This window comes from Actinomadura chokoriensis (assembly GCF_041463665.1).
GTDB lineage: Bacteria > Actinomycetota > Actinomycetes > Streptosporangiales > Streptosporangiaceae > Spirillospora > Spirillospora chokoriensis_A.
The window spans coordinates 1-23,701 of the sequence record NZ_JAXCEJ010000017.1 but is presented as its reverse complement, the minus strand read 5'-3'; the positions used below and the strand labels follow the sequence as shown (position 1 = coordinate 23,701).

22 protein-coding genes and 1 pseudogene are annotated in these 23,701 nt (G+C 72.7%); 18 read left to right on the top strand and 5 right to left on the bottom strand.

The genetic code is table 11. The features are described 5' to 3' along the window. Nucleotides 1-211 precede the first annotated feature (211 nt). The 13 genes from SM418_RS24455 (at nt 212) to SM418_RS24395 (ending at nt 16,573) form a co-directional block, all read left to right on the top strand. Entirely contained in the window at nt 212-580 is a 369-nt protein-coding gene (locus SM418_RS24455; protein WP_371943500.1) for a hypothetical protein, read from the top strand. A 467-nt stretch (nt 581-1,047) separates the two neighbouring features. Beyond that, a complete protein-coding gene (locus SM418_RS24450; RefSeq protein WP_371943499.1) occupies nt 1,048-2,310 on the top strand; it encodes an ABC transporter substrate-binding protein in 1,263 nt (420 codons plus the stop codon). A 151-nt stretch (nt 2,311-2,461) separates the two neighbouring features. Next, on the top strand, nt 2,462-2,773 hold the full coding sequence (locus SM418_RS24445; protein WP_371943662.1) for a hypothetical protein: 312 nt from the start codon (nt 2,462-2,464) through the stop codon (nt 2,771-2,773). Between the two features lie 218 nt (nt 2,774-2,991). Further along, nucleotides 2,992-4,041, top strand: coding sequence for a sensor histidine kinase (locus SM418_RS24440; protein WP_371943498.1), 1,050 nt, complete (start codon nt 2,992-2,994; stop codon nt 4,039-4,041). Between the two features lie 95 nt (nt 4,042-4,136). Continuing rightward, nucleotides 4,137-5,375 (top strand): 1-deoxy-D-xylulose-5-phosphate reductoisomerase, encoded by a 1,239-nt coding sequence (gene dxr, locus SM418_RS24435; protein WP_371943497.1) that lies wholly within the window; start codon nt 4,137-4,139, stop codon nt 5,373-5,375. Between the two features lie 41 nt (nt 5,376-5,416). Then, nucleotides 5,417-6,616: a M50 family metallopeptidase gene (locus SM418_RS24430; protein WP_371943496.1), complete on the top strand. Its 1,200-nt coding sequence runs from the start codon at nt 5,417-5,419 to the stop codon at nt 6,614-6,616. Between the two features lie 115 nt (nt 6,617-6,731). Beyond that, the gene (ispG, locus tag SM418_RS24425; protein WP_371943495.1) at nt 6,732-7,925 is read left to right on the top strand and encodes a flavodoxin-dependent (E)-4-hydroxy-3-methylbut-2-enyl-diphosphate synthase; all 1,194 of its coding nucleotides are present in this window, start codon (nt 6,732-6,734) and stop codon (nt 7,923-7,925) included. Between the two features lie 259 nt (nt 7,926-8,184). After that, a complete protein-coding gene (locus tag SM418_RS24420; protein WP_371943494.1) occupies nt 8,185-9,846 on the top strand; it encodes an alpha/beta hydrolase in 1,662 nt (553 codons plus the stop codon). A gap of 317 nt (nt 9,847-10,163) precedes the next feature. Next, complete coding sequence (locus SM418_RS24415; protein WP_371943493.1) at nt 10,164-11,762, top strand: alpha/beta hydrolase; 1,599 nt, start codon at nt 10,164-10,166, stop codon at nt 11,760-11,762. A 189-nt stretch (nt 11,763-11,951) separates the two neighbouring features. Next, nucleotides 11,952-13,544, top strand: a complete 1,593-nt coding sequence (locus SM418_RS24410; RefSeq protein WP_371943492.1) for an alpha/beta hydrolase — start codon at nt 11,952-11,954, stop codon at nt 13,542-13,544. A gap of 126 nt (nt 13,545-13,670) precedes the next feature. Beyond that, nucleotides 13,671-14,513, top strand: coding sequence for a GNAT family N-acetyltransferase (locus SM418_RS24405; protein WP_371943652.1), 843 nt, complete (start codon nt 13,671-13,673; stop codon nt 14,511-14,513). A gap of 88 nt (nt 14,514-14,601) precedes the next feature. Further along, the gene (locus SM418_RS24400; RefSeq protein WP_371943491.1) at nt 14,602-15,528 is read left to right on the top strand and encodes a helix-turn-helix domain-containing protein; all 927 of its coding nucleotides are present in this window, start codon (nt 14,602-14,604) and stop codon (nt 15,526-15,528) included. Between the two features lie 136 nt (nt 15,529-15,664). After that, entirely contained in the window at nt 15,665-16,573 is a 909-nt protein-coding gene (locus tag SM418_RS24395; RefSeq protein WP_371943490.1) for a hypothetical protein, read from the top strand. 28 nt (nt 16,574-16,601) lie between these two features. Here the strand turns inward: SM418_RS24395 and SM418_RS24390 are convergent, their stop codons facing one another. Together SM418_RS24390 and SM418_RS24385 are read right to left on the bottom strand one after the other, a co-directional pair. Further along, the gene (locus tag SM418_RS24390) at nt 16,602-17,003 is read right to left on the bottom strand and encodes a DUF3037 domain-containing protein (protein ID WP_371943489.1); all 402 of its coding nucleotides are present in this window, start codon (nt 17,001-17,003) and stop codon (nt 16,602-16,604) included. Beyond that, nucleotides 17,000-17,827 carry a HipA family kinase gene (locus SM418_RS24385; RefSeq protein ID WP_371943488.1) on the bottom strand — a complete coding sequence of 276 codons (828 nt, stop codon included), beginning with the start codon at nt 17,825-17,827 and terminating at the stop codon, nt 17,000-17,002. Before SM418_RS24385 ends, SM418_RS24390 begins: the two co-directional genes overlap by 4 nt. A gap of 45 nt (nt 17,828-17,872) precedes the next feature. On the opposite strand from SM418_RS24385, the gene SM418_RS24380 reads away from it, so the two are divergent. Together SM418_RS24380 and SM418_RS24375 are read left to right on the top strand one after the other, a co-directional pair. Next, complete coding sequence (locus SM418_RS24380) at nt 17,873-18,556, top strand: cyclase family protein (protein WP_371943487.1); 684 nt, start codon at nt 17,873-17,875, stop codon at nt 18,554-18,556. Nucleotides 18,557-18,601: 45 nt separating this feature from the next. After that, on the top strand, nt 18,602-19,426 hold the full coding sequence (locus SM418_RS24375; protein ID WP_371943486.1) for an LLM class F420-dependent oxidoreductase: 825 nt from the start codon (nt 18,602-18,604) through the stop codon (nt 19,424-19,426). Between the two features lies 1 nt (nt 19,427). On the opposite strand, the gene SM418_RS24370 is transcribed toward SM418_RS24375, so the two are convergent. After that, a complete protein-coding gene (locus tag SM418_RS24370) occupies nt 19,428-19,919 on the bottom strand; it encodes a DUF4870 domain-containing protein (RefSeq protein ID WP_371943485.1) in 492 nt (163 codons plus the stop codon). Nucleotides 19,920-20,124: 205 nt separating this feature from the next. Here SM418_RS24370 and SM418_RS24365 point away from each other — a divergent pair, with 205 nt between their 5' ends. Next, on the top strand, nt 20,125-20,754 hold the full coding sequence (locus SM418_RS24365) for a PaaI family thioesterase (protein ID WP_371943484.1): 630 nt from the start codon (nt 20,125-20,127) through the stop codon (nt 20,752-20,754). Nucleotides 20,755-20,776: 22 nt separating this feature from the next. Here SM418_RS24365 and SM418_RS24360 read toward each other — a convergent pair whose 3' ends face one another. Then, nucleotides 20,777-21,286: a hypothetical protein gene (locus tag SM418_RS24360; RefSeq protein ID WP_371943483.1), complete on the bottom strand. Its 510-nt coding sequence runs from the start codon at nt 21,284-21,286 to the stop codon at nt 20,777-20,779. 27 nt (nt 21,287-21,313) lie between these two features. On the opposite strand from SM418_RS24360, the gene SM418_RS24355 reads away from it, so the two are divergent. Both SM418_RS24355 and SM418_RS24350 read left to right on the top strand, forming a co-directional pair. Continuing rightward, on the top strand, nt 21,314-22,000 hold the full coding sequence (locus SM418_RS24355) for a response regulator transcription factor (RefSeq protein ID WP_371943482.1): 687 nt from the start codon (nt 21,314-21,316) through the stop codon (nt 21,998-22,000). Continuing rightward, nucleotides 21,997-23,367 (top strand): sensor histidine kinase, encoded by a 1,371-nt coding sequence (locus tag SM418_RS24350; RefSeq protein WP_371943481.1) that lies wholly within the window; start codon nt 21,997-21,999, stop codon nt 23,365-23,367. The genes SM418_RS24355 and SM418_RS24350 overlap by 4 nt, the downstream gene beginning before the upstream one ends. Before the next feature lie 218 nt (nt 23,368-23,585). Here the strand turns inward: SM418_RS24350 and SM418_RS37980 are convergent. Beyond that, nucleotides 23,586-23,701, bottom strand: a pseudogene (locus tag SM418_RS37980) (IS30 family transposase); the annotation flags it as partial.

Sequence of the window (23,701 nt, the reverse complement as noted above, 5' to 3'; positions counted from 1 at the left end):
CGCGGGCACCGGCCGTACGTCCGCGCAGGTCACCGTCGTTTGGGACTTTCCCACCCGCGTCGTATTTCGTCGTTAATTTTTGTCCGGCACCGCTGTGCGAATAATGCCAACACCCATTGACGTGCTCTGTGTCCGGCGACACAATCTGACTGTCCCAATTAATTGGGACGAAATTGAAAAGTCAGGGTGGGCAGTCAAGGGGAGTCGCGCTATGGCCGCAGGCGACCACGCCGCAGAGGTGGAGGCGCTGGGAAGGCGATTTCCGGGCTGGACCATTTGGTTCGGCCCGTTCACCGGCCACTGGTGGGCACTGCCGCCCAAGGACCGCGACGTCGGCGACTTCCTCGAGGCCGACACCCCGCAACGGCTCATCGCACGGATCGAGGTGGTCGAGCACGCCGCCCCGCGGCGGCCGCCGGCGCAGCAGCCGGCCCTCCAGCACGACGGCCCCTCGCGGCCGTCCCGCGACACCCGACCGGACGTGCGGCGTCCCTCGAACCTCCTCCGTCTCGAGGGCGTCACACCGCCGTCGTTCGGCCGGGTACCGGTGGTCGCGTGGCCGGGCAGCACCGCACGGTGATCCGCTGTTCCCCACCCTCGCCACGCCCGCCGGTGCCGCCGCGGCCCCGGGAAGTACGGCAGCCCGCGCCATATCCCTCTCCAGCAACCTCCGTGTATGGCGCGGACGCCAGCACCCGCCGTCCCCCGGGGCCCCGGCGGTTTCTCCGTTAACGGCCCGCCCGAAAAGCCGCACATCATCGTGCGGTAATGGTCAGATGATTCTTAACCTTTAAGCGCAAGGGCGGACGCGACCCGCTCGCGATCTTCGGTAATTGGCTGCCGGTTCGCTCTATTCCGGAAGAATTATCGCGGGATGCTTGCGATCAAATCGTGCGCACCCGTCCAGACGATCGGAATGGCGGCGCGGCCGGGTCGTGGGCGTCCGCTCCCGGCGGGTACGCGCCGTCCCGCCGGGCCGGACGCGCTACGCTGCGCCGATGGGCCCGTTCGCGAGGGGGAGGGCCCTGAGCGCGGATCGGGAGCGACATGCGGCGGACGGCCACGGCACGGGCCAAGGCGGCACGCGTCACGGCGGCACGCGTCAGGGCCGCGGCGGCCCTGGCGGCGGCAGCGGCGATCGCCGCGGCGGGCCTCGCCGCCTGCAGCGAGGACGAGGACGAGCCGGTCGGCGCCGCCAGGGTGGCGAGCACCCTGGGGCCCGGCGAGGGAGTGGTCAACCTCGTCACGCTGCCGGGCTCCATCGAGAGCGGCAGCACCGACCCTCGCGTCGACTGGGTCACCCCGTTCCAGGAGCGCACCGGCTGCAAGGTCGCCCTGAAGGTCGCGAAGACGCCCGAGGAGATGGCGGCGCTCATGCGCGACGAGGACCGCCGCTACGACGGCGTCGCCGCGCCGCCGGAGGTCGCCGGCCGGCTGATCGCCGAGAAGCGGGTCGCCCCCGTCAACACCGATCTCGTGGACGGCTACAAGAAGCTCGAGCCGAAGCTCCGCGGGCTGCTGGAGCGGGACGGCAAGCAGTACGGCATCCCGTACGTATGGGGTTCCAACCTGCTGATGTACGACACGCGGACCGTTCCGCCGCCGTCGAGCTGGGCCGCGGTCTTCGATCCGGACCAGGCCCGCCGCCACTCCGGCAAGATCACCATGCGGGACAGCCCGCTCGCCATCGCCGAGGCCGCGCTGTACCTCAAGGGAAGCGAGCGCAAGCTCAAGATCCGCGACCCGTACTCGCTGACGCCCGAGCAGCTCGCCGCCGCCGGGCGCGTGCTGGCCGGACAGCGCCCGCACGTCGGGGAGTACTGGGACGACCCCGCCGACGCGGTCAGCGCGTTCGCGGGCGGACGCGCCGCGCTGGGCCAGGCGTGGCCCTACCAGGTGGACGTGCTGAACCGCGCGGGCAGGCCCGTACGAGGGGCCGTCCCGGCCGAGGGCGTGACCGGCTGGATGGACGCGTGGATGATCGGCGCCCGCGTCCAGCACCCGAACTGCATGTACCAGTGGCTGCAGTGGACGGCGTCGCCGGACGTCCAGCAGCAGGTCGCCGAGTGGGCCGGAGTCGCGCCCGCCAACCCGCAGGCGTGCTCGGGCGACCGGCTCCGGCCGGTGTTCTGCGCCGCCTACCGCGTCGGCGACCGGGCCTACCTCAGCAAGGTCATCTTCGCGCACGCCCCGTCGAAGGCGTGCGGCCGCAAGTCGAAGGACGACGACTGCACCGACTACGCCGAGTGGACGAAGGTCTGGGTCGGGGCGACGCGACCGGAGTCGGTGAACCCCTCGGCCAAGCCGTAGCCGCCGGCCCGGGCACGGCGGCCCGCGCTCCGGCGAACGGCGCTAAAGGTCTCTCCGGCGCGCCCGGCCGCCCCCAGCCGGGCGCGCCTGTGGGGTGGCCCCGGGCTTCCCCCCGAACGCCCGGGTCACCCTTCTCCCTGGAGAGACCTCCATGACGACGGACTCCAGGCCCGTCGCCTTCGCCGGCGGCGGCAACACGGCCGACCGTCCGGCGTCCGTGCGCGACTCCCTGGAGCCCCGCCGCGGGCGGGGTGCCGGCGGGGCGGGTGCGCATTCGTCGCACGCGAGCACCCCGGACGAGTCCGGCAGGCGGCCGACGCGGACGCGCGGCCGGGGCCACTTCTTGTGGCAGACGACGCAGGCGTCGCCCAGGAGCTGGGCTGTGGTCAGCCCGCCCGGGTCCACCGTCGGCTCGCCTGTCTGGCCCATGTTCATCCCCCTGAAGGGAGTCGCCTTCACGTGACTCCATTTATAGGCGTGACCGGGTGTTGCCACCGTTACCGAAGGTGAAAAGGGCGGCAAAGCCTCACGTGTCGTCTCCCCGTCCGAGGGCGGACGGTCTATGCGCGCGGACCGGGATGACCGGAACCGGGCTGGTCGAGGACTTTGCAGACCAGGGCTATGTGGCGACCGGCCGGGTGCTTTGCTGTCTTTTGGCGGCGTTCTGCGTACAAAGGAGGCATGTCGGCTCAGAAGGGCGGGTCTTCGCGCGCCCGGCCGCGCGGGCCCCGGTTCGCACGGACGGGCGCGACGCCCGCCGCGGCCGGCCTGCTCGGTGCCCTGCTGGTGGCCGCGGTGGTCCTGGCGGCCGTCCTGCTGGCCCTGCTCGCCGACGTCCACCGCACCGGCGTTCTCGTGATCGTCACGGCCGTGCTGTGCGCGGTCGTCGTCGGGCTGGCCGTCTGGGGCGTCCGGCGCGCCGTCGCCCGGACGCTGCGGCCGGTGGCGCGGCTCAGGGAGGAGCTGACCGACCTCGCCGACCCCGGGCCCGGCGCCCGTGTCGGCGTTCCGGCCACGGGCGACGACGTCGAGCGACTGGCCGGCCGCGTCAACCTGCTCCTCAGTCGGCTGGAGGAGTCGGTGGAGCAGCGGCGGGCTTTCTTCGCCGACGCCTCGCACGAGCTGCGCACTCCCCTGACCGGCCTGCGGACCCGCATCGAACTGGCCCTGCACGACCCCGAGGAGGCCGACCTCGCCGGCACGCTGCGGGACGCCATGGCAGACGTCGACCGCCTGCACCACATCGTCGAGGACCTCTTCGTCCTCGCCCGCCTCGATTCGGAGGGCAGGCCGGCCCGGACGCGAATGAACCTGCGGTCGCTGGTGGAGATGCAGCTCGCCCGGCAGTCCTCGGCGGTCCCGGTGACGGTCGAGGTGGAGCCGGGCATCGAGGTCATGGTCAACCCGCCGCGCCTCGGCCGCGCCCTCGGCAACCTGCTCGCCAACGCCGAGCGGTACGCCGTCACGCGGATCGAGGTGAACGCGCGCGCCGTGGGCGAGGAGGCCGTCATCGAGATCCGCGACGACGGTCCCGGCATCCCGCCCGCCGACCGCGACCGCGTCTTCGAGCGCTTCGCCCGGCTCGACCCCGCCCGGAGCCGTGACAAGGGCGGCAGCGGCCTCGGCCTCCCGATCGCGCGGCAGATCGCCATGTCCCACGGCGGGAGCCTGCACGTCGCCGACGACGCGTGCGGCGCCCGCCTCGTCCTGCGGCTGCCCCTCGCCCGCTGACCCGTCGGGGTGAGCGGGCGCGGCGAGCGGGCGTCGGCAGGCGGGCGCGGCGTGCGGGCGTCGGCGTGCGGTGCGGGGGAGACCTGGGCGGGGCGATGCCCGAGAATGGAACGGTGACGTCTCCTTCAAGCCCCGACGCGTCCACCCGCGAGGTGGTCGTCCTCGGCTCCACCGGTTCCATCGGCACCCAGGCGCTGGACTTGATCCGCCGCAACCCCGGCAGGTTCCGGGTGACCGGGCTCGCGGCCGGCGGCGGGCGGGTGGAGCTGCTGGCCGAGCAGGCGCTGGAGTTCCGGCCCGAGATCGTCGCGGTCGCCAAGGCGTCCGCCGCGCAGGAGCTGCAGCTCGCGTTCTATGCCGAGGCGAAGCGGCGCGGCTACGCCTCCGGCGACTTCGCCATCCCGAAGATCGTCGCCGGCCCGGACGCGGTCGCCGAGGTCGCCGCCTGGCAGTGCGACGTGGTGCTGAACGGGGTGACCGGCGCGCTCGGCCTCGCCTCGACGCTGGCCGCGCTGGACGCCGGGCGGACGCTCGCCCTCGCCAACAAGGAGTCGCTCATCGTCGGCGGCCCGCTGGTCAAGGAGCGGGCGCGGCCGGGGCAGATCGTCCCGGTCGACTCCGAGCACTCGGCGCTCGCCCAGTGCTTGCGCGGGGGGCGCGCCGAGGAGGTGCGACGGCTCGTGCTGACCGCGAGCGGCGGCCCGTTCCGCGGCCGGAGCCGCGCTGAGCTGGCCGGCGTCACGCCCGAGCAGGCGCTGAACCACCCGACCTGGGACATGGGCCCGGTCATCACGATCAACTCGGCGACCCTGGTCAACAAGGGGCTCGAGGTCATCGAGGCGCACCTGCTGTTCGACGTCCCGATGGACCGGATCGAGGTCATGGTCCACCCGCAGTCGGTCATCCACTCGATGGTCGAGTTCACCGACGGCGCCACGCTCGCGCAGGCGAGCCCGCCCGACATGCGGCTGCCGATCGCGCTCGGCATCGACTGGCCCGACCGCGTCCCGGACGCCGGTCCGGGGATCGACTGGACGGCGGCCCACACCTGGGAGCTGTTCCCGCTCGACGACGAGGCCTTTCCCGCCGTCGCGCTGGCCCGGCACGCCGGTGAGCTGGGCGGAACCGTCCCGGCCGTTTACAACGCCGCCAATGAGGAATGTGTGGACGCGTTCCGTGCGGGACGGCTCCCGTTCCTCGGGATAGTCGACACGGTCGCGCGGGTAGTGGACGAGCACGGTTCGGGCACGCCCGGGGAGCTGACGCTGGAGGACGTCCTCGCCGCCGACGGATGGGCGCGGGCCAGGAGCAGGGAACTGACCGGAACCGACTGACCCGGGTACCTCCCGGGAACGAGCCCCGAGAGGATCCCCGGATGGCCTTCTTGCTGGGCGCGGTGGCGTTCGTCGTCGCGCTGCTGGCGTCGGTGATGCTCCACGAGGGCGGGCACCTCGTCACCGCCAAGCGCTTCGGGATGAAGGCCACGCAGTACTTCGTCGGGTTCGGGCCGACCCTGTGGTCCACCCGCCGCGGCGAGACCGAGTACGGCGTGAAGGCGATCCCGCTGGGCGGCTTCGTCAAGATCGTCGGCTACACGCCGCTGGAGGAGATCGACGAGGCGGACCGGCCCCGCGCCTTCTACCGGCAGCCCGCCGGGCGCCGCGCGGTCGTCATCGCCGCGGGCGTCGTCGCCAACTTCGTGTTCGCGTTCCTGCTGCTCCTGGCGATGGCCGTGACGATCGGCGTGCCCCAGTCCGGCACGGTGACCAGCACGGTCGACAAGGTGTCGAGCTGCGTTCCGGCCACGCTGCGGGAAGGCTGCGGCGGCGGCCGCCCGCCCTCCCCGGCGGCGCGGGCCGGGCTGCGGGCCGGTGACCGGATCGTCGCGTTCAACGGCATGCAGGTCTCCGACTGGGCCGACCTCACCAAGGCGATCAACGCGGCGAAGCCGGGGGAGACGGTGCCGGCGGTGGTCCAGCGGCCGGGCGCGGGCCATCCCGTCACGCTGCCGATCACGCTCGCGGACGCGGGCGGCGAACCGTTCGTCGGCATCTCCGCGAAGGTCGTCGGCGGCGGGTACGAGCGGGCCGGGCCGCTCGACGCGGTGGTGTTCGCCGCGCGCGGCATCGGCCGGACGGTCCAGGGCATCGGCGTGGTCGCGGCCGACCTGCCCGCGGCGATACCCAAGCTGTTCTCGCCCGAGCGGGAGAGCACGCCAGGCGGCCAGGTCGGCAGCGTGGTCGGCGCGACCGAGGTGTCCGGGCAGATCTTCTCCTCCGACAACACCGCCCGGGACAAGGTCGCCCTGTTCCTGTCGCTGGTCGTGTCGGTGAACATCTTCCTCGGCGCGCTGAACGTCCTGCCCCTGCTGCCGCTGGACGGCGGGCATCTCGCCGTCGTCGCGTACGAGCGGGCGCGGGCGGGCGTCAACCGGATCCGGGGGCGGCCGGATCCGGGCACGGTCGACATCGCCAAGCTGATGCCCCTGACCTATCTGGCGGTCCTGCTGCTGGTGGGGTTCGGCGTGCTGCTGATCCTCGCCGACGTGCTCAATCCGCTCCAGTTGCCGGGGTGACCCGAAATGTTTACGGAGCGTGCGTGCGCGGTCACACTGTTCGGTACCGGGTGCCGTCAATACAGCCGCACCGGGCGCTTAGGCTTTGTACGGGGCCGAAAGTAAGAGGAGAGGGATGAGCGTTTCACTGGGAATGCCGAATGTCCGCGGCGAGGGCGACGGGCCGGGGGCGCAGGGTCCGAGCACGCCCCGCCGCAAGTCCCGGCAGATCATGGTCGGGAACGTTCCGGTCGGGGGGGATGCTCCGGTGTCGGTGCAGTCCATGACCACCACCCTCACCGCCGACGTGAACGCCACGCTCCAGCAGATCGCGGAGCTGACCGCGTCCGGGTGCCAGATCGTGCGGGTCGCGGTGCCGTCGCAGGACGACGCCGACGCGCTGCCGGCGATCGCCCGCAAGTCGCCGATCCCGGTCATCGCCGACATCCACTTCCAGCCCAAGTACGTGTTCGCGGCGATCGAGGCGGGCTGCGCGGCCGTCCGGGTGAACCCGGGCAACATCAAGAAGTTCGACGACAAGGTCGGAGAGATCGCGCGCGCCGCCACGGACGCGGGCGTGCCGATCCGGATCGGCGTGAACGCCGGCTCGCTGGACAAGCGGCTCCTGGAGAAGTACGGCAAGGCCACGCCCGAGGCGCTGGTGGAGTCGGCCCTCTGGGAGTGCTCGCTGTTCGAGGAGCACGGCTTCCGCGACATCAAGATCTCGGTCAAGCACAACGACCCGGTCGTGATGATCGACGCCTACCGGCGGCTGGCCGCGGCGTGCGACTACCCGCTGCACCTCGGCGTGACCGAGGCGGGCCCGGCGTTCCAAGGCACGATCAAGTCGGCCGTGGCCTTCGGCGCGCTGCTGTCGGAGGGGATCGGCGACACGATCCGGGTGTCGCTGTCGGCGCCTCCGGTCGAGGAGGTCAAGGTCGGCGCGGCGATCCTGGAGTCGCTGGGGCTGCGCAAGCGGGGCCTGGAGATCGTGTCGTGCCCGTCGTGCGGGCGCGCGCAGGTGGACGTCTACACGCTGGCCGAACAGGTCACCGCCGGCCTGAAGGACTTCCCCGTCCCGCTGCGCGTCGCGGTGATGGGCTGCGTGGTGAACGGGCCCGGCGAGGCCCGCGAGGCCGATCTCGGGGTCGCGTCCGGCAACGGCAAGGGCCAGATCTTCGTCAAGGGCCAGGTCGTCAAGACCGTCCCCGAGGCCGAGATCGTCGAGACGCTGATCGAGGAGGCCATGCGCATCGCCGAGGACATGGGCATCGAGATCGCCGAGGACGGCTCGGTGAGCGGGCCGGGCGCCGACGTGGTGGTCGGCTGATCTGACGCGGTAGCGAACGCCGCAGGGCCCCGGGTGCGAACCCGGGGCCTTTTCGCGTGCGCGTGAAAGGTGCGTGAGGGGAGCCGTATCCGGTCCCGCGACCGGAACGTCCGGACTTATCACGAAGTTCCGCTGATCTTGTTACGATTCGGCATCCACTTGCGCGAGGTCTTGTGGGGACCCGCGGCAACGACGTCACAATCTCCTGTCATTTACCCGTATGTCTGACTCATTCGGAGTCGGCACGATAGGGGGATATGTGAAGAGGATCGTTGTCGTGGCCGCGGTGGCCGGGCTCGGCCTCACCGGCCTCGGCGCCACGGGCGCGCAGGCCGCGGGCCCCTCCGCCGGAGCGGCCGGAGGTTTCACCCCCGCCGCGCTGAACTGGCACGACTGCCCCGCGGACTTCGTCCAGACGGTGCACGACCTGTACGACGGCCTGTACCCGGTCTCCGAGATCGTGCAGTGCGCCGAGCTGTCGGTGCCCCTCGACTACGCCAGGCCGAACGGCACGAAGATCACCCTCCAGCTCACCAAGACGCCGCACACGGGCAGCGGTGCGGCCAAGGGCGACATCATCGTCAACCCGGGCGGACCGGGCGGCGGCGGCGCGCTCTTCGGCCCGCGCGTGTTCGCCCAGAACTCCGCCGCGATGCGCGACGCCTACAACGTCATCGGGTTCGACCCGCGCGGCGTCGGCATGAGCGTCCCGGCGATCAAGTGCGACCCGACGTGGTCCAACGCCCCGCGCCCCGACTACGGCACCGGTGACCGCAAGTCCGTCGGCATCTGGCTGAAGAAGTCCAAGGGCTACGCCGACGACTGCGCCGAGGGCGACAAGATCGGGCTGCTCAACCACGTCAAGACGATCGACTCGGTGAACGACATCGAGACGATGCGCAAGGCGCTGGGCAACGACAAGATCGACTACTACGGCGCCTCGTACGGCACCTACCTCGGCTCGGCCTACGCCACCGTGTACCCGAAGAACGTCGACCGGATGGTGCTGGACGGCAACGTCGGCCCGTCGGACGTCTGGTACGACGCCAACCTCAAGCAGGACGTCGCGTTCGACAAGAACATCGAGTACTACTTCGGCTGGATCGCCAAGTACGACTCGGTGTACCACCTGGGCGACACCCAGCGTAAGGTGCGCGACTTCTTCTACGACCTGCGCGGCGAGCTCAAGAAGAAGCCGGTCTACTACACCGACCCGGACAGCGGGCAGACCCTCGCCGTCGGGCCGGACGAGCTGACCGACGTCATCCTGAACGCCGGATACCGCCGCAGCCGGGCGATCTGGCACGGCTACGCCGCCGGGCTCGCCGCCTTCAAGGACGGTGACACCGCCACCTTCGCCGGCACGTTCGGCGCGCAGACCACCGGTGAGTCCGACGACAACGGCACCGCGATGTACCTCGCCACCGAGTGCACGGACGTCCAGTGGCCGCTCAGCTGGAGCAAGTGGCAGCGCGACAACGAGCGGATCAACCGCAAGCACCCGTTCGAGACGTGGGGCAACGCCTGGTTCAACGCGCCGTGCCTGTTCTGGCCCGCCAAGGCGGGCAAGCCGGTCGACATCGGGAACACCCGGGACCTGCCGAAGAACATCCTGATGTTCCAGTCCACCGCCGACGCGGCCACCCCGTACGAGGGCGCGCTGGACATGCAGCGCCGGCTCAAGGGCTCGCGCCTGGTCGTCCAGGACGGGGACCGGACGCACTGCATCGTGCACCGCGGATCCGCCGAGGTGGACGCCTACTTCGACGCCTACTTCCTGCGGGGAGAGCGTCCGGAGCAGCGCACCGTGCACGTCCCGCAGCTCGGTGACCCGGTTCCGCCGTCGCAGGTGTCCGCCCGGACGCTGAGCGGCGCGGCGGCGCCGAACGCCGCGCGGCTGGAGGTCGACGTCATCCGCTGACCGGCGCTTGACGGCCTGTGACGGGGCCCCGGGGAGCGATCCCCGGGGCCCTCGCGCATGCCGCGGGCCGTGCGCCTGGTGCGGACGGCGGGCTCGGTGGGCTCGGCTGGCTCGCGCGGAGCGGGGCAAACGCGCGGCGATATCACGAAGTTCCGTTGATCTTGTCACGATTTCGCAACCAGTCATGCGGCGCTCTGCCGTCATAAGCGACATAACCGCCACAATCTCCACGCAATCCGCATCCGCTATGCATCGGCGTGGCTCCCCTCTCCGGCTCGACGACGGGGCGTCCGGAGCCGCCGATCCGAGGGGGTCAAGTGAGGAAGATCGTTCTCGCCGCGACCGCGCTGGTCGCGGCGGCGGGGGGCGGCACCGTCGCCGCCGTCTCCGCGAGCGCGCAGACCGGCCCGGCCGGTCCCGCCGCGGTCGCGGGCATCGACTGGGGCGCGTGCGAGGTCAGCGGCCCCGGCGACCCGATGAACCGGGCCCAGTGCGCCGACGTCGAGGTCCCGCTCGACTACGGCCGCCCCGGCGGGCGCAAGATCTCCGTCGCGGTGTCGCGCTTCCGGCACACCGACGAGAAGAACTACCAGGGCGTCCTGTTCGTGAACCCGGGCGGTCCCGGCGGCTCCGGTCTCGCCTACGCGCCCGCCCTCGCCCGCTGGATCGGCGGCGTCGGCCACGCGGACGTCGCGGCCAAGTACGACATCATCGGCTTCGACCCCCGCGGCGTCGGGGCCAGCCGGCCCGCGCTGACCTGCGACCCGAACTACAGCGACCCGGTCCGTCGCGACTACGTCCCGGGCTCGCGCGGTGACGAGGCCGCCTGGGTCGCCAAGTCGAAGAAGTACGCGCAGGACTGCGCCAGGAAGTTCGGCTGGATGCTGCCGCACATGCGCACCAGCGACGCCGCGCGCGACGTCGACGCGATCCGCGCCGCCCTCGGCCAGGACAAGATCAGCTGGTACGGCTTCTCCTACGGCACCTACTTCGGCGCCACCTACGCCACGCTCTTCCCCAACCGCGTGAAGCGGATGGTGCTGGACGGCAACGTCAACCCGAAGACGGTCTGGTACGACGCCCAGCTGGAGCAGGACAAGGCGTTCGAGCACAACATCCGCGCCTGGTTCGCCTGGGTCGCCAAGTACGACTCGGTCTACCACCTCGGCACGTCCGAGAAGGCCGTCAGCGCCAAGTACTACGCGGCGCTCGACGGGGCCAAGAAGTCTCCCATCGGCGGCCAGATCGGCCCGGCCGAGCTGACCGACATCGTGCTGAGCGCGGGCTACAACACCGGCTACTACATCCCGTTCGCCGAGGCGCTCTCGGCGTGGGTCAACGACGAGGACCCCTCGGGCCTGCTCGACTGGCTCAACACGGGCGGCCAGGACAACGACTTCGCCGTCTACAACGCCGTCCAGGCGGCGGACGCCCGCTGGCCCCGCAACTGGAGCAAGTGGCACAACGACGCGGCGAAGCTCTACCGCCAGGGCTACAAGTTCGAGACGTGGGGCAACGTCTGGTTCAACGCCCCGATCGCCTTCTGGCCCTTCCAGGGCGGGCCGGCGCTCAAGCTGAAGGGCGCCGGGGGCCTGCCGGGCATGCTGCTCGTCCAGTCCACGCAGGACGCGGCCACGCCGGTCACGGGCGGCCTGGAGATGCACAAGGTCTTCCCGTCCTCGCGGCTGGTGTTCGAGGTCGGCGGCAAGACCCACGCCAACACGCTCAACGGCAACGCGTGCCTGGACGACAAGGTCGCCGCGTACCTCGACACCGGTGCGCTGCCGGCGAGCCACCGCGGCCCGGACGCCTACTGCAAGGCGGTCCCGGAGCTCAACGACCCGGACCCGACGGCCATGTCGCTGAAGGCCGCCCGCGCCACCGCGGGCAAGGACCTTCCGGTCGGACGCCGCTAGGACCCCGGTCGGACGCCGTCCCGTGGCGTGCCCGGCCCCTCCGGGGGCGGGGCACGCCACGATTCGTGTCGTGACAAGGGACGCCCCCCGAGGTCCGCGATTCATTTCGAGGTCGGTGACCCGTTCAGGACGGAATCGCGCGATCCGGGGTTCCCGCGGTTCACGGTGCCCGGCCGGTAGAAAGCGGGGGTGCTGAACGACGCTGGAAGAAGGGCCGCCGCCGGAACGGCCGCCGCTGCGGTCGCGCTCGGGGCCGCCATCGGAACGCCCGCGGCCGCCACCGCCCTCCCCGCACCGGAGACCGCGCTCAAGCCGCGCGGTCTCGCCTGGAGGCCGTGCCCCGCCAAGGACCCCGTGGAGGGCGCCCGCCTCAAGGGCCTGCAGTGCGCGTCCCTCCGGGTGCCGCTCGACCACGCCCGCCCGGACGGCGAGAAGATCACCCTCGAACTGACCCGGGCCCGGCACACCGCGCGCGAGTTCCGCGGCGTGGCGCTGCTCAACCGGGGCGGGCCCGGCGCCCACGGGCGCGACCTGCCCGCCTTCTTCAGGAAGTCGCTCCCGAAGAAGGTCGCCGCGTCCTACGACTGGATCGGCTTCGACCCGCGCGGCGTCGGCGCCAGCCGGCCCGAGCTGATCTGCGATCCCGCCTACCAGGACCCGGGCCGCGCGCGGCCCGACGCGATCCCCGCGAACGCGGCGGAGGAAGGGGCCTGGGTGGCGAGGGCCCGGGCGTACGCCGACGACTGCGCCCGCAAGTACGGGAAGGTCCTCCCGCACATGGGGACGGCCGACGGGGCGCGCGACATGGACGCGATCCGCCGCGCCCTCGGCCAGCGGAAAATCAGCTACTTCGGCTACTCGTACGGCACCTACCTCGGCGCCGTGTACGCGACGATGTACCCCGGACGCGTCCGCCGCATGGTGCTCGACAGCATCGTCAAGCCCAGCGGCGTCTGGTACCAGGACAACCTCGACCAGAACGTGGCGTTCGAGAAGCGCATCCGCGCGTACTTCGCCTGGATCGCCCGCCACCACAAGGTCTACAGACTCGGGAAGACCGGACGGAAGGTCGCCGCCTCCTACGCCAGGGCGCGGGCCGCGCTCACCGCGAAGCCGATCGACGGGAAGATCGGCCCGTCCGAGCTGGACGACGTGTTCCTCTCCGACGGCTACGCCGACTACTCCTGGCCGGCGCACGCGCGCGTCCTGTCGGCGCTGGTCGTCCGGCACGACGCCGGGCCGCTGCGCAAGGCGTGGCGGCCGCCGGGACGGCTCGACCAGAACAACTACACCGTCTACAACGCCGTCGGGTGCCGCGACGCGGCATGGCCGCGCGACTGGGCCCGCTGGCACGCCGACAGCGAGCGCCTCTACCGCCGGGGCTACCGCTTCGAGACCTGGGGCAACACCTGGTACAACGCGCCCTGCGCGTTCTGGCCGGTGCAGGGCGGCCCGCCGTCCCGGCTGGGGGGCGCGTCCGCGCTGCCGCCGATCCTGCTCGTCCAGGCCACCGGGGACGCGGCGACCCCGTACCCGGGCGCGCTGGAGACGCACCGCAGGTTCCCCACGTCGAGGCTGCTCGTGCAGGCGGGCGGGCACAACCACGGCGTCTCGCTGTCCGGCGACGGGTGCGTGGACAGGAGGGTCGCCGCCTACCTCGGCAGTGGCGCGCTGCCCGCGAGCCGGCCCGGCCCGGACGCGAAGTGCGAGGCTGGACCGCTGCCCGAGCCCGCCTCGGGCAAGAGGCGCGGCATCGCCGGCGAGGCGGCGGCCCACCGCTGACCCCACCTCGGTATGGCGGCCGCTGGGGTACCCGGGCTCCGGACCACATAGGCTTGACCGCGTGGAGCTTTCAGTGGTGAGGGCCGAGCGGGGGCCGTTCCCGTCGTGGGGCCGGTAGCCATGCGCATGCTGGGCTCGATGCCGGTGCGCGTGCTGGACGACCGGTACCGGGCGGAGGCCCTCGCGATCCTGGACGCCGACCCGGTGGCCAACGTGTTCGTCAGCTCGCGGGTGCACGCCGCGGGGCTCGACCCGCGGCGCCTCGGCGCCCAGATGTGGGGATACCTGCGCGACGGGCGGCTCGTCTCGCTGTGCTACTCGGGCGCCAACCTGATCCCGGTCGCGGCCGGCCCGGAGGCGATCCGCGCGTTCGCCGAGCGGGCGCAGGCGCAGGGACGGCGCTGCTCGTCCATCGTCGGGCCCGTCGGCGCGGTCGGCGAGCTGTGGGAGATCCTCGCGCCGTACTGGGGGCCGCCGCGGGCCGTCCGCGCGTCCCAGCCGGTGATGGCCACCTCGGCGGTCCCCGACGTGCCGGCCGACCCGCGCGTCCGGCGCGTCCGGATGGAGGAGTTCGACATCGTCTACCCGGCCTGCGTGGCGATGTTCACCGAAGAGGTCGGGGTGTCGCCCAACACCGGCGACGGCGGGGTGCTCTACCGCGCTCGCGTCGCCGAGCTGATCCGCGACGGCCGCGCGTTCGCCCGCATCGAGGACGGCCGCGTCATGTTCAAGGCGGAGATCGGCGCCGTCACCCCGCGCGCCTGCCAGGTGCAGGGCGTGTGGGTGCCGCCCGACCTGCGCGGCCGCGGCCTGTCGGAGACCGGGATGTCCGCGGTGGTGCGCGAGGCGCTGCGCACCGTCGCGCCGACCGTCTCGCTGTACGTCAACGACTTCAACACGCGGGCGCGGGCCGCCTACCGCCGGGTCGGGTTCGGGGAGCTCGGGTCCTTCATGTCGATCCTGTTCTGACCCGTTCTGATCGTTGCCCGGCTTGTCACTGCTTGCCTGATCCGGCCCGGCAAATGAATTGATCTTGCCTGGCGGGTACCATCCCGCCGTGGAGTTCGCCGGGGCATTGCGGCAGGCCGTCCAGGCGAGCGGGCTGACCCTGGAACGGATCCGCCACCGGCTCGGGCGGCGGGGCCTGACGGTCAGCGTCGCGACGCTCAGCTACTGGCAGCGGGGCCGCAGCCGGCCGCGCTCGCGCGCCGTCATCGCGGCGCTGGAGGAGATCCTCCAGGTCCCGGCGGGCGCCCTCACCGAACTGCTGGACGATCCCGCGCCCACCGCGGCGCCCGCGCGGTCCGCGCCCGGCGCCGGACCGGGCGCGGGGGACCGGAGCCGCACGGCGCGTGACCTGTGGCCCGACCCCGAACGCTACGCATGGCTCGTCGGGCAGCTCGACCGGTCGGGGGACCACCGGCTGGAGCGGCTCAGCATCCACGACGTCTACCGGCTGGACGAGGCGCGCCGCTCCTGGACGCTGTCGGTCCGGACCGTCCTGCGCGCGGCGGGCGACGGCATCGACCGCGTCGTCTGCGTCCACCAGACGGGCGGCGGTCACGCGGGGGGCGAGGCCGCCGTCGGCCCGGCGGCGGCCGGCCCGGCCGGTCTCGCGAGCGTGCGGTACTGCCGGCCCGGCCGCATCCGCGCCGCGGGCGGCCTGATGGCGTTCGAGCTGGTCTTCGACCGGGTGCTGGCGGCGGGGGACACGGCGGTCGTCGAGTACGAGCTGGGGCCGGTGGGGGAGCCGCCGCCCGACAGCTACGACCGGCGCTTCTCCCATCCCGTCCACGACTACGTGGCGATCGTCCAGTTCGACAGCGGCCGGCTCCCCGCCCGCTGCTACGGGTTCACCGCCGAGAGCTCGCTCGCCCCGCGGCGGCGGCTCGGCGAGCTGTGGGTCGGCACGTCCGGCAGCGCCAACATCGCGGTCGGCGCCGTCCGGCGCGGCATCGTCGGCGTCGAATGGGAGTGGCACTAGCGCGGCCGGGCCCCGAGTGTGACGAGTCGCCTGTTGGCAACGGGGGCCAAGCGCTTTACAGTGAGCGCGGAAGTTGCAATTCCAGGAGTCAAGGCCGTTGGACGGGGGCCGGCCGGAGCCGATCCGGAGGCCGCAAGTGCAGAGTGTCGCAGAGGACGATCTCCTACAGGTTCTGCAGTACGGTCCGTTCAACGTCGCCCTCCACGCGGCCATCCAGGCGCGCGGCCTCAGCCTCGACTCGCTGCGCCGCCGCCTCGAGGAGCAGGGCATCGCCGTCAGCCTGTCCACGCTGAGCTACTGGCAGCGCGGCCGGACCAGGCCCGAGCGCGCCGACTCGCTGCGCGCCGTCCGCGGCCTGGAGGTGATCCTCCAGCTGCCGCGCCACTCGCTGCTCACGCTGCTCAGGCCGGCGACCGAACGAAGCGCCGGGCCGTGGCTGCCGGTGGAGGAGCTGTGCCCCGAGCCGGGCGTCCGCGACCTGCTGGACGAGATCGGCGACCGCGGCGAGCGGATGCTCACCGGGCTCAGCCTGCACGACCAGTACATCGTCGGCCGCCGCCGGGAGCTGCGCGAGGTCCGCTGCCGGGCGGTGTTCCAGGCGCAGCAGCGCGGCGTCGACCGGTGGATCGCCGTCTACCACCACCCGCAGGGCGTCCTGCCGTCGTCGCGGAGCGTGCGCGGCTGCCGGTTCGGGCGCGTCCGGATGGACGAGGCCAGCGGGCTCATCGCCGCCGAGTTGCTGTTCGACCGGGCGCTCGGCCGCGGCGAGACCTACCTGCTGGAGTACGGCTTCGGGTTCGAGGAGACCGGGCCGCCGATCACCGAGGAGGGGCGCGGCTTCCGGACTCCGCAGCACGAGTACCTCATCGAGGTGCGGTTCCACCCGTCCGCGCTGCCCGCCCGCTGCCACCGGACGTGGCGCCCCGACGGCCACACCGCGCTGAAGGACACCGCCGACCTGCGCCTGTCCAGCTACCACAGCGTCCACTTCATCGAGTTCGGCATGGCCGCCGGCTACCACGGCATTCGCTGGGAGTGGGACTGAGCTCTCCGCGCCCGGACGCGGGTGGTCGCTACATCACCAGGAGGTGGAGGAGGCGGTCGAGTTCGGCCTCCGGGGCGTCGGTGAGGCCGGCGTGGACGGGACCAGGCTGGACGATCGTGCTGCGCGGCGCAGTCAGCCACCGGAAGCGTGTGCCCGGGGTCTCCCGCGCGGCCTGCCCGGCGTGCTCGCCGCCGCAGCAGACGGCGTTCACGGCCTTGAGCGCCGACCGCACGCCCTCCAGATCGAGGGTCGGGTCCAGGGCCAGGAGGCGCCGCTCGTCCAGATGCGCGCGGCACCCGAGGTAGTCGAGCGCCCGGCAGTACACCACCACGCCCACGTTCATCGACTCGCCCCGCTCGACGCGCGGGACGACGCGCAGCGCCGCGTACTCGAACACCGTCGGCTCGCCGGCCGTCCTGATGTTGCTCACGCGGGACCACCGAGCCAGCCGGGACGGTTCTCGCCCCGCCGCGCCGACGTGTCCGGGGCGCGTCCGCCGGCGTCGAGGTCGGGCAGCCAGTCGCGCGGCTTGCCGGCGCGCGGCAGCAGGATGTCGACGTAGGCGTCGCGGAGCGCCTGCGGCCCGGCGAACCCGGGCTCGCCCTCCAGCCACCGGTCGGGCACGAGCCCGGTCACCTCGCGCAGCAGTCCCTCGGTGATCTTCGGCGCCAGCTCGGCCTCGGCGGTCTCCAGCCGGGTCGCGAACGGGGTCAGCACGTGGTCGTCCACGTCGTACGGGCCGGAGAACAGCCGGGTCGCGTTCGTCCACGCGTGGTGGAAGATGAGGCTCGCGCCGTGGTCGATGAGCCACACGTCGCCGTGCCAGACGAGCATGTTCGGGTTGCGCCAGCTGCGGTCCACGTTGCCGATGAACGCGTCGAGCCACAGCACCCGGGACGCGAAGTCCGGGTCGGGGCTCCAGCCGAGCGGGTCGAAGCCGAGCGACCCCGGCAGGAAGTCGACGCCGAGGTTCCAGCCGGGGCTGGCCTTGAGGAGGTCCTGCACGTCGGGGTCGGGCTCGTGCCGCCCGATGGCCGGATCCAGGTCGATGAGCACCTGCTCGGGAACCCGGAAGCCGAGCCTGCGGGCCAGCTCGCCCGCGATCACCTCGGCGATCAGCGCCTTGCGTCCCTGCCCCGCGCCGTGGAACTTCATGACGTAGGTGCCGAGATCGTCGGCCTCCACGACGCCCGGCAGGGAACCGCCCTCGCGGAGCGGCGTCACGTATCGGATGGCCGTCACATGTGGCAACACGTCGCAACGCTATCGGGTGGGGGCGCGCGCGGGATAATCGATGGCATGGGCGTTGAGCTGCTGGACCTGTCCGTGCCGATCATCACGGGCATGCCGGTCTATCCGGGCGATCCCGAGGTCGAGGCGGTGCCCGCGCTGACCGTCGCCGGCTCCGGGGTGAACGTCCTGCGGCTGCACATGGGCTCGCAGACGGGCACGCACGTGGACGCCCCGTTCCACATCGACGACGCCCTGCCCCGGCTGGACGAGCTCCCGCTGACCCGCTTCACCGGACCGGCCGTGGTCATGGACGTCCGCGGCCTCCCGCCCCGGACGCCCATACCGCCGGACGCGCTCCCTCCCGGCCTCGCTCACGGCGACGTCCTGGTCATCGCGACCGGCTGGTCCGCCCACTGGGGCACGGACGCCTACCTGGCCCACCCGTATCCCGCCCCGGAGACGGCCGAGGCGATCATCGCGGCCGGCGTCCGCACGGTGGCCGTCGACGCCCTCAGCGTGGACCGCACGCCGCCGCCCGGCTCCGGCGGCTTCTCCCTGGCGGCGCATCGCGTCCTGTGCGGCGCGGGCGCGGTGATCGCCGAGAACCTGACCGGCCTGGACCGCCTCGTCGACGCCGAGGACGAGGGCTGCGCGATCGAGGTCTCCCTCTTCCCCATCCCGCTGGCCGCCGCGGACGGCGCCCCGGCCCGCGCCGTGGCCCGCGTGGACGACCGGGCCGTCCTGGTGTGACGCCACCGCCCTAGGCTGTCCGCAAGCTCGGGAGACGGGGGGCGCATGCGGCTTGGGATCACGATGTTCGCGACCGACCGGACGATGGCGCCGCACGAACTGGCCGCGGAGGCGGAGCGGCGCGGGTTCGCCTCGCTGTACGTCCCCGAGCACACCCACATCCCGGTGTCGCGCGAGACCGCGCCCCCGACGGGGGACGCGAGCCTGCCCGAGGAGTACGCGCGGACGCTCGACCCGCTCGTGTCGCTGGCGGCGGCGGCCGTGACGACCGAGCGGATCACGCTCGGGACGGGCATCCTGCTGCCCGCGCAGCGCGACCCGATCGTCACCGCCAAGGCCGTCGCGACGCTCGACCGCCTCGCCGGCGGACGGGTCGCGCTCGGCGTCGGCTACGGCTGGAACGCGGAGGAGGGCGCCGGCCACGGCGTGCCGTGGAAGCGGCGGCGGGCCGTGGCGCGCGAGCACGTCCTCGCCATGCGGGCCCTGTGGACGGACGAGGAGGCGTCCTTCAAGGGGGAGTTCGTCGACTTCGACGCGAGCTGGTCGTGGCCCAAGCCGTCCGGAAGGGTGCCGGTGCTGCTCGGCGGCGCGCCGGGCCCGACGCTGTTCGCGCACATCGCCGAGTACGGGGACGGGTGGCTGCCGGTCGGCGGCGCGGGCATCCGGGAGGCCCTGCCCGCGCTGCGCCGGGCCTGCGAGGACGCGGGGCGCGACATGGTTCCCGTGATCCCGTTCGGGACGCGGCCCACCCCGGAGAAGCTCGACTACTACGCCTCGCTCGGGGTCGGGGAGGTCGTGCTGCGCGTCCCCGCCGGCGAACGAGACGCCGTCCTGCCGGTGCTGGACGAGTACGCCCGCGCGTACCTGTGAGTCAGCGGATCATGCGGAGGCAGAAGAAGGTCGGGAAGCGGTAGTACTGGCCCTTGCCCGCCTTCACCGCGCCCAGGATGATGAACGTCCACCCGCCGAACACCAGCTCCAGGTAGGGGATGAGCAGCGGGGCGAGGAAGACCGGCTCCTTCAGGGCGATCGCCGGCGGGACGCACACCGCCAGCATCACCAGCAGGTGGATCAGCATGGTGAGCTGCTGGTTCATCGACTGCGCCGCGTGGAACCGGGTGAACGGCGAGGTGTTCTTCTTCGCCAGGTAGACGATCAGCGCCGGCAGGAAGCCGATCAGGGCGTTCCCGACATAGGCGAAGATCGCCCAGGTCGTCTCCTCCGGGGGGCCCTGCTGGGGCACGCCGTAGGGCACGCCCGGCGGCCCGTAGCCCCAGCGCGGGTCGTATCCGCCGGGCGGCTGCCCGTAGGGCTGCCCGTGCGGGGGCGGGTCGTGCGGTGGCGGCGGGGGCTGGTCCGTCACGTGCTGTCCTCGGGCTGCGTTGAGCGGTCAGGGAGATAGTGCAGAAACCTATCGGAACCGGCCCCGGTCGTCCGGTGCATCGGGCGTCCGCCCGCCTGCCCGGCCACTGAGCGGGACCGGTGTCCGCTGCGGTCGGCCGACTATTCTAGAATTTCGTTCGGCCAATGGGGTGGTGGTGCGGGGGACGCCCCCGCGAGGAGGCTGCATGAGCGGGATCCCGATGGAACGGCCCGAACTGGGGGAGGACGAGACGGCGGTGCTGAGCGGCCTCGCCGACCGCGTCCGCGAACTGGTCGAGGCCACCGTCCTGACGTCGGTCGACTCCGCCGAGGTCGCGGCCGTCGCCGCCGAGGTCGAGGCGCTGACCGCGCGGCTCGCCGCCGAGCGCCGGGACGCGCCGCCGTTCGTCCCGTCCAGCGAGCGCCGGATGGACCGGCAGATCGGCAACCCCGTCACCGGGGCCCTCAACCCCGTCGCGCCGCCCGTCGAGTTGACGGTCAGCTCGGACGGCATCGTCCGCGGCGAGTTCACGCTCAGCCCCGTCTACGAGGGCCCGCCGTCGTACGTGCACGGCGGCGTGTCCGCGATGGTGCTCGACCAGGTCCTCGGGATGGCGGCCGCCGCGTCCGGCACGCCCGGCATGACCGCGACCCTGGAGACGCGCTACCGGCGCCCGACCCCGCTCGGCGTCCCGCTGTCGGTGGAGGCGAAGGCGAGCCGGGTGGAGGGACGCAAGGTGTACGCGTCCGGTACGATCTCCGGGCCGGACGGCCGCGTCACGGTGGAGGCCACCGCGATGTTCATCATGCCGCAGCGGTTCGTCCCGCACTCCTGACCCGGCTCGGTACCGGCTCGGCTCAGTACTCGTAGACCTTCACGTTCGGCGCGTGCTCGTACCAGGACGCGATGACCGACGAGGTGTGCTCGTCGTCGAGGAAGTCGACGCGAAGCCAGCCCTCGGCCTGCGTCACGCGCGTCTCGTACCCGGGATTCGGCGTCGCCGAGACGAGCCGTACCCGGTCCTTCTCGATCGACATCGCGGCGCGCCCGCCCCGGGTGGCGTAGCTGCGCACGTTGTCGGGCGTTCCCGGGGTCTTCTCCGGCTTGTCGGGGGGCGGTTTCGCGGACTTCGACGGTCTGGGCGCCGTGTCCGCGCCGTCCGGCGGGCGCGCGGTCGCCGACCCGACCGTCGTAGGGCCGGGCGGCGTCGCCGGGCTGGAGTGGATGACGGGCCCCGCGATCGGTGGCGGCGCCGACCGTTCCGACACCGCGCTGCGCACGACGTCGCGCACGCCGAGCCATGAGAGCCCCACCGCGAGCGCGGTCACCCCCGCCCACGGGGCAACATACGACATCGCGCGACGCATGGGCACATGGTGGCATACGGTTCCGCCATGGCGAGTGTTCTGGTGGTCGAGGATGACGCGAATGTCCGGACTGCCCTGATTCGTGAACTGAGTGTGCGGTCGCATGTCGTGCGCAGCGTCGGGACCGCGATGGACGCGCTGCGCGAGGTCACGCAGTCGCCGCCCGACGTGGTCGTCCTCGACCTCGGGCTCCCCGATCTCGACGGCGCGGAGGTGCTGAAGATGCTGCGCGGCATCTCCGACGTCCCCGTCATCATCGCGACGGCACGCGACGACGAGCCGGAGATCGTCCGGTTACTGAACGCGGGCGCCGACGACTACCTGATCAAACCGTTCTCCATCGAGCACCTCAGCGCCCGGCTCGCGGCGGTGCTGCGCAGGTCGGCGCGGTCCGGGCCCACCGCGGAGCTCAGCGTCGGCGGCCTGCACATCGACCTCGACCGGCGGGAGGCCACGCTGGACGGCGCGCCGCTGGAGCTCACCCGCCGCGAGTTCGACCTGCTGGCCTACCTCGCCGCGCGGCCCGGACGGGTGGTGGCGCGGCGCGAACTGCTCGCCGAGGTGTGGCGGCAGGCGTACGGCGACGACCAGACCATCGACGTCCACCTGTCCTGGCTGCGCCGCAAGCTCGGCGAGACCGCCGCCGCCCCCCGCTACCTGCACACGGTCCGCGGCGTCGGGGTCAGGCTGGCCGAGCCCGACCCGCGGCCATGAGGAAGACGCTGGTCCTGGTCTCGCTGGCGGTCACCTCGATGGTCGCGCTGGCGTTCCTGATCCCGCTCGCGCTCACCGTCCGGGAGATCGCCCGCGACCGCGCCCTCACCACTGCGGAACGGCAGGCCAGCGCGCTCGGCCCCGTCCTCGTCGTCACCGAGGACCCCACCGCCCTCGAACGCGCCGTCGCGAGCACCCAGGCCGGCGCCGCCGGGCGGATGACCGTCCACCTGCCGGACGGCGGGCTCGTCCCGAAGGACGCCCACGGCGACTTCAGCGCCCGACCCGAGCAGCTCACCGAGGCCGGCCGGCGCGGACGCTCCTACACCGCCCGCGTGAACGGCGGCTACGCCCTCCTGCAGCCGGTGTCGCTGGACGCCGGCCGCACCGCCGTCGTCGAGGTCTTCCTGCCCGACGAGGACCTGTCGCGCGGGGTCTGGAAGGCGTGGCTCGTCATGACGACGGTCGCCTGCGCGCTCGTCGCCGGGTCCGTCGCCGTCGCCGACCGGCTCGGCAACCGCATGATCCGCTCCACCCGGCGCCTCGCGGAGGCGGCGGGCGCGTTCGGGGACGGGGAGCTGTCGGTCCGCATCGAGCCGGACGGGCCGCCCGAACTGGTCGAGGCCGGGCTCGCGTTCAACGCGATGGCCGACCACGTCGTCCAGCTCCTGTCGGCCGAACGCGAGATGGCCGCCGACCTGTCGCACCGCCTCCGCACCCCGCTCGCCGCGCTGCGCCTCAACGCCGAGGCGCTCGGGGACGGGCCGGTCGCCGAGCAGACCCGCGAGGCCGTGGACCGCATCGAACGCGAGGTCGACCAGATCATCCGGACCGTCCGGCGGCCCACCGGACGGGGCAGCTGCGACGCGTCCAAGGTGCTGCGCGACCGGGTCGCGTTCTGGTCCGTCCTCGCCGAGGACGAGGGACGCTCCTGCGAGCTGATCGGCGCCGAGGGCCCGGCGCCGCTGCCGATCCCCGGCACCGAGCTGGCCGCCGCCGTCGACGCGCTGCTCGGCAACATCTTCCGGCACACCGCCGAGGGCACCGGCTTCGTCGTCACCCTCCACCAGGGGCAGGGCGTCACCGGCATCCTCGTCGCCGACGGCGGCCCCGGCATCGCCGACCCCGACGCGGCGCTGAAGCGCGGCAGCAGCGGCGGCGGGTCCACCGGCCTCGGCCTGGACATCGCCCGCCGCGCCGCCGAGTCGAGCGGCGGCTACCTGCGCATCCACCGCAGCGTCCTCGGCGGCGCGCAGGTGCAGATGTGGTTCCGGACGCGCTGGCTGCCGCCGGCCCGCCGGGCGCGCCGCTCCCGCCGCCTCGTCGGCCGGCGCCTCGTCGGCCGGCGCCGCCACTCCCGCGTCTAGCGTCCGCCCTAGCGGCGGTTCAAGACCGCCTTGACCACGAGAACCGCGGTTCGGGACGGTTCTAACGTGACCCCCATGAAGCACCCCCGTCCCCAGCACGTGGCCGCCTGCGTCATCGGCGTGGTCGCCTTCAGCAGGGCGTTCGCCTAGTGCGGTGTCCACCAAGGTTCACCGGTGCGTCGACTTGCGGCGTGTTGTTGGTATGAGCGCGGGCGATGTCAAGCGGCTGTTGCAACGAGGTACTCGTTGAGTGTTTGGGCTGGGGTTTTCCAGTTCAGGGTGTGGCGGGGGCGTCCGTTGAGCTGGCGGGCGATCTCGTCGAGGTCGTGCTGGG